The sequence below is a fragment of the Escherichia sp. R1 genome, assembly GCF_003000935.1.
GTDB classification, from domain to species: domain Bacteria; phylum Pseudomonadota; class Gammaproteobacteria; order Enterobacterales; family Enterobacteriaceae; genus Escherichia; species Escherichia coli.
The window spans coordinates 1-5294 of the sequence record NZ_PSRU01000050.1 but is presented as its reverse complement, the minus strand read 5'-3'; the positions used below and the strand labels follow the sequence as shown (position 1 = coordinate 5294).

Below are 5294 nucleotides of genomic sequence, written 5' to 3'. Positions count from 1 at the left end.
GAGAACCGCGCCTGATGCCTCGGTTAAGGCGCTGAAATATGCCGCAGCGGTTGAACGTTCGCTGTGTGAGAAACTTTGTGCGGATGTGAACTACAGCGGCCTGATTTGCAAAAATCCGTTCCACCTGGAATGGCTGGTGATGGAGTGGCGCGAGGAAGCCTATACCCTCGATGAACTGGCTGATTATCTCGATTTGAGCGCCTCAGAGCGTCGTAGCATCGATAAACATTACGGGATGGGGCGAAACTGCCACCTGTTCGAAATGACGCGCAAATGGGCTTACAGGGCGATTCGTCAGGGCTGGCCAGCGTTCTCACAGTGGCTTGAAGCGGTGATCCAGCGTGTCGAAATGTACAATGCATCGCTTCCCGTTCCGCTTTCACTGGCTGAATGTCGGGCTATTGGCAAGAGCATTGCGAAATACACGCACAGGAACTTCACGCCGGAAACTTTCGCACAGTATGTGGCTGATACGCACACGCCAGAAATTCAGGCTGCACGCGGTCGCAAGGGCGGTTCTAAGTCTAAGCGCAGCACAGTAGCTACATCTGCACGCACGCTGAAACCGTGGGAGGCATTAGGGATCAGTCGCGCCTGGTATTACCAACTGAAAAAACGAGGTCTCGTAGAGTAGACCAAATAAGCCTATATCAGATAACAGCGCCTTTCTGGCGTCTTTTTGAGCAGCAGGTTTTTTGCCGTTTTTCCCCGTTCAGCCCTGCAATGGCGCGGCTTTCCGCGTGATTGTGGTGGTAGTGCTCGCCGCAGTCTCATGACCGAGCGTAGCGAGCGAATGAGCGAGGAAGCACCAGGGAATCGGAACACGGATGGAGGCACTTACGCGTCTGGGTTTGGGGATGTCTCCAGATCGTACTTAAGTTCCTTAAGTGCTTGTAATATCCTGTCTTTTTTATAGCATAGCTCGCCTGTTTTTGTGTCTACCAGTCCTGCTTCGATCAGTAGCCCAGCCGCGAGAAAGAGCCGGTGATTGCGTTCCCGTCGTTGTTTTTTTCCCTCGATTCGTTTTTGGACCGCCTGTTTTCGTTCGCTCTCCTGTGCCTGTAAGTCGTTTTTTTCCGCTGTTGCCAGTACGTGGAGAAGTTTGCGTTCCTGTTCTGTGAGTCCGGCTTCGTTGTCGATCAGGTCAATAATCTGTCTCTGTCGTGCGGTCTGTTCTCCGAGCTTCCTGATGAATCCGATCCGTTTCTTCAGCCATTCGATGTTGCTGATGCGCATGTTCGTGATGCTCCCTGGTGTTTTTTTGCGGTGTGTTGTGGTCGTGCAGTATATCGCTTGCGGTCGGCGGGTGCAGGGGGTATCTTCCGTGCTAATTCGTAAAATTAGAAGGAAGCGCACTTATATGTTTCTCTCCTTCGTCGAGAAACAGTGCGCTCCTGCAGAGGGCTGAAACCGTGGCAACCTATCACCTCAGCGTTAAATTTGGTGGCAAGGGGCAGGCTGCAAACCACGCCGATTACATCGAGCGCAAAGAGAAATACCGCGACCGTCAGGATTTGGAATATTCCGCACACGGAAACATGCCGGAATGGGCCAGGGATAATCCTTCCCATTTCTGGCAGGCGGCTGACCAGTTTGAACGTGCGAACGGTTCGACCTATAGGGAACTTGAAATTGCATTACCCCGTGAACTGACACCGGAACAGCGCCTTGAACTGGTGCAGGATTTTGTACGTCAGGAAGCTGGCGAACGGCACGCCTGGAGTTTTGCCATTCACAATCCGAAAGCGAGCATTGACGGCGGCGAACAGCCTCATGCGCATATCATGATGAGTCAGCGTGTGAATGATGGCATTGAACGTACACCGGAACAGTATTTCCGGCGCTATAACGCCAGGTATCCCGAGCGGGGAGGTGCGAAAAAGGATTCCGGAAGCCTGACTCTCACTCAGCAAAAAGAGCAGTTGCGGGAATTGCGAAAACGCTGGGAGGTGAAGCACAACGAACATATGAGAAAGCATGGCTTTGAAAGGGGCTTCATTGACTGCCGGACGCTGAAAGAACAGGGCATTGAACGACGTCCCGAAGTGCATCTGGGTTTTGAAGCTGCCGGACGGCTTGATGATGCCCAGCGTCATGACATCATGCAAAAACGGTCTGAACCGGACTATTCCCGCCATCTTGAACAGGCGCGAACGGTCGGGCATGACATCAGGGAATGGCTGGACACTCCGGTTAAGCAACATGAACTGGTCAGAAGGCTGCAACATGATGTTGCGCGGGAGCATGGCTTTGACATGAGAGACAGAGTGAGCAGACAGAACCGAACTGCACCTGAACGGGTTAAATCACCGTCACGTGGATTTTCTATGGGATTCTGAACATGGCCAGCACAGAAGAAAAATTACTTACGCTCCTGTTATCGGTGGAGCATCTGCAACATACCGCAATGGAGCAACAGAAAGCTGTTGCTGATTCTCTGGCTGTGGCAAGGGAAACTCTTCGCGGATATCGGGATATTTCTGACGGTGTGGCAAAACAGGTCAGGGATGAAGTCAGAAATGAGGTGCAGAAGCTGGACGTGGCAGGACTGATAGGTGAGCGCATCAGCCAGGATTTTCAGCGGCTGGAAGAGTCAGTCGCAAACATGAAGGCAAACGCGGATGCCCTGAACAGGGATATTGCGACAATTCACAGCAATATCGTGCAGGAATACAACACCCTTAAAGGGTATAGCTGGAAATGGCTGGGTGGGGTGTCAGTGGCTTTTCTGGTTATGTTCTGTGTGCTCGGATGGGGAATGAAAACAATACTCGACAGGAACTACAACGCCACAGCGGCGGTGTATCAGAAAGTTGTGACACTGGAAGATAAACTGGTGGAGAAACCTGTCACGGGGAAGAGCCGGAAAAACTGACGCGCTTCGCTTGTCCAACGCCTCACGACCCGCGAAAGAATTTCGCGAACCGTTCACCGTTTTTTTCAATATGATTCTGTCTGCTTTGGTCGATAAAGCAGACGATAGTATTCCAGCCTTCGTATATATAACGGTACGTGCTCATCAGTAAGAGCTGGCGGTATTGTGTTATCAGGGGGAAGTTTTTTCAGATACTCACGAAATGCCTGGCTTGATGCCATAAAATCTACAGTAGCATCGATAATATGTGGGGTGTTTTCACCTAATTTTGCCATGATGATAATCCTTATATTATCACGGTTTGTGAATGATAGGGTGTCACTATTATTTATGCGTTAGTGAACCAGAAAAAATCCCCCGTTGGCATAGGGGGATATGTAAGGAGAAATAACTTCGCAGGTGTTCTTGTTTGTATAACGTGAAAAGACTGCACGCAACTTAATAAGTCTGCCGTACTTACTTTCAGTTTTCAACATAAGGTTTATAACAATGTATGGAATGGAAGTGAGCTTTAAGGTTTCAGCTCTAAAAAATAAAATATTTATTAGTTGGCTGGTTGTTGTTCTTGTTCTGTATGTATATAAACACTATCGACATATTATGACCGGGAACATTCCTTACCCCCTCTGCGCTCGCAGAGGTTTTTTTTGTCATTAATTAATAATGAACTGAAATGCAGTTCCGATACCTCCATTTGCACATTATCCCTGACATATGGTACCGGAACCGCATTAATTTTATGTTATAAGAGTTTATTTTTAATGTCCAGATGGTTTAATAGTATTTATATGTAATTAGCTGTATGGATAGTACTGGTTTTATTGTATAACTTGTCGTTTTTTTTTATTGTTTTTGTGTGGTGTGCTAATCTTTAAGTTATAAAAAAACCCCTTGGAATACAGGGGCAAAAGTAAGGAAAACAAATGGATGCTCAGTTTGTGTGACACTTTAAACTAATGGAACTATAGAGTGGAGGTTGTTACAGTCGCTTTTATAAAACAGCAACCAGTTTTTTTCAATAGTCTGATGATGGTTGTGACAGTTTTGTGATATTGTTCAAAATGTTTCTTGTTGAATGTTTGTTTTTTGGTCTATTGGTGTCTGGTTTTATTTTTTCTGCTATTACATATCAAGAAATGTGATTGGTGTAGCAAGAGTGGAATGCGATGTGGATAAACTAATTGGTTGTCGAATCTAATTTACTTAGAAAACTACACTTGTTTTTGTGTATGAATTTAGTGAATTTGTCTGTCTATGTGTTTTCGTGCATTTATAAATCCTTCGTCAGGATCTTAAATTTAGTGTTGAATATGTAGGGCCTGTACGGTAATTATTATTTAGCGTAGCTACTTCATCGTTGTTCGAACACAACCAACAACCTGTAATTGTTGTTTCTCTTGGTTCCCCACTTTTGTGGGGTTTTTTATCTCTTCCGTGCATCGTAAAGCGCGGACTCCTTCTGGAAAGGTTGTTTTAGGGCATCACTGAGGCATTTTTTGCGTTTGTGAATATTGAGCATCCGATAACTAAAATATTTCCCATAGACTCTGATTCTTGCCACCGACCCCAGGTCGGTTTTTTTTTGTCCTGGCGAGATGTGAAGTTTGGAAACAGGAAACCCCGTCAGAGCGCCACGCACCAGGGGAGAAAACTTGTCGTTTTGAGCCGTTCGGTGTTCAGAACGCACGAAACCGATCGCACATCGCTTTCGTGCATAGTTATGCAACGCCCTGAAAACGATTCTGACGCGTTTTTCTGGTTTGGCCTGGTGTTTTCTTGTCTTTTTGCGTTTTTTGCGCCAGAAAGCGACTGAGGGCGTTTTAAGGGGGGCGTACAACGGGAGTTATGGTAAATGGATCGGGTTTTCGGGAAGGTTCGACAGGATTTGCCGTTGGGTGTAGTGTAAGCGACTGAAAAACAAACGCCCCTGAAATCATGTCCAGATCCGGCAAGATTCAACATGAAATACAGAGGGCGTGTAGGTCGCATAACCCGGAGAGAATCGTAACACATGAGCGCCGCGCTTCAATACTTCGACGAAAATTTACCCCATCGTCCCTATCACACGGATGATCTCGCTTTTGGTCTTCGCATCTCCGGCAAAGGGCGTGCGCTTCTTGCGCGGTACATACAGCAGAACCAGCCTCATGCGCAGTTCTGGCTGGTTTTTGACGTTGACCGCGAGGGGGCTGCGATTGACTGGAGCGACCGGAACGCTCCCGCGCCGAACATCACCGTTAAAAATCCTGTGAACGGACACGCTCACCTGCTCTACGCACTCAACATCGCCGTGAGAACCGCGCCTGATGCCTCGGTTAAGGCGCTGAAATATGCCGCAGCGGTTGAACGTTCGCTGTGTGAGAAACTTTGTGCGGATGTGAACTACAGCGGCCTGATTTGCAAAAATCCGTTCCACCTG

The 5294-nt window shown here is 47.7% G+C and carries 6 protein-coding genes; 4 read left to right on the top strand and 2 right to left on the bottom strand.

Going from position 1 to position 5294, the window contains the following annotated elements; all coding sequences use genetic code 11:
- Positions 1 to 634 (top strand): replication initiation protein (locus C4F37_RS26650; RefSeq protein WP_106106743.1); only part of this gene is annotated, 634 nt, incomplete at its 5' end.
- Positions 635 to 837: 203 nt separating this feature from the next.
- Here the strand turns inward: C4F37_RS26650 and C4F37_RS26645 are convergent.
- The gene (locus C4F37_RS26645; protein ID WP_001222914.1) at positions 838 to 1236 is read right to left on the bottom strand and encodes a hypothetical protein; all 399 of its coding nucleotides are present in this window, start codon (positions 1234 to 1236) and stop codon (positions 838 to 840) included.
- A gap of 176 nt (positions 1237 to 1412) precedes the next feature.
- Between C4F37_RS26645 and C4F37_RS26640 the strand changes: the two genes are divergently transcribed.
- Positions 1413 to 2339 carry a MobA/MobL family protein gene (locus tag C4F37_RS26640; protein WP_001331297.1) on the top strand — a complete coding sequence of 309 codons (927 nt, stop codon included), beginning with the start codon at positions 1413 to 1415 and terminating at the stop codon, positions 2337 to 2339.
- 2 nt (positions 2340 to 2341) lie between these two features.
- Positions 2342 to 2875 carry a hypothetical protein gene (locus C4F37_RS26635; RefSeq protein WP_000168770.1) on the top strand — a complete coding sequence of 178 codons (534 nt, stop codon included), beginning with the start codon at positions 2342 to 2344 and terminating at the stop codon, positions 2873 to 2875.
- 65 nt (positions 2876 to 2940) lie between these two features.
- On the opposite strand, the gene C4F37_RS26630 is transcribed toward C4F37_RS26635, so the two are convergent.
- Complete coding sequence (locus C4F37_RS26630; protein ID WP_001096196.1) at positions 2941 to 3150, bottom strand: hypothetical protein; 210 nt, start codon at positions 3148 to 3150, stop codon at positions 2941 to 2943.
- A 1736-nt stretch (positions 3151 to 4886) separates the two neighbouring features.
- Here C4F37_RS26630 and C4F37_RS26625 point away from each other — a divergent pair.
- The coding region (locus tag C4F37_RS26625; protein WP_199792410.1) for a replication initiation protein at positions 4887 to 5294 on the top strand (408 nt) is incomplete at its 3' end.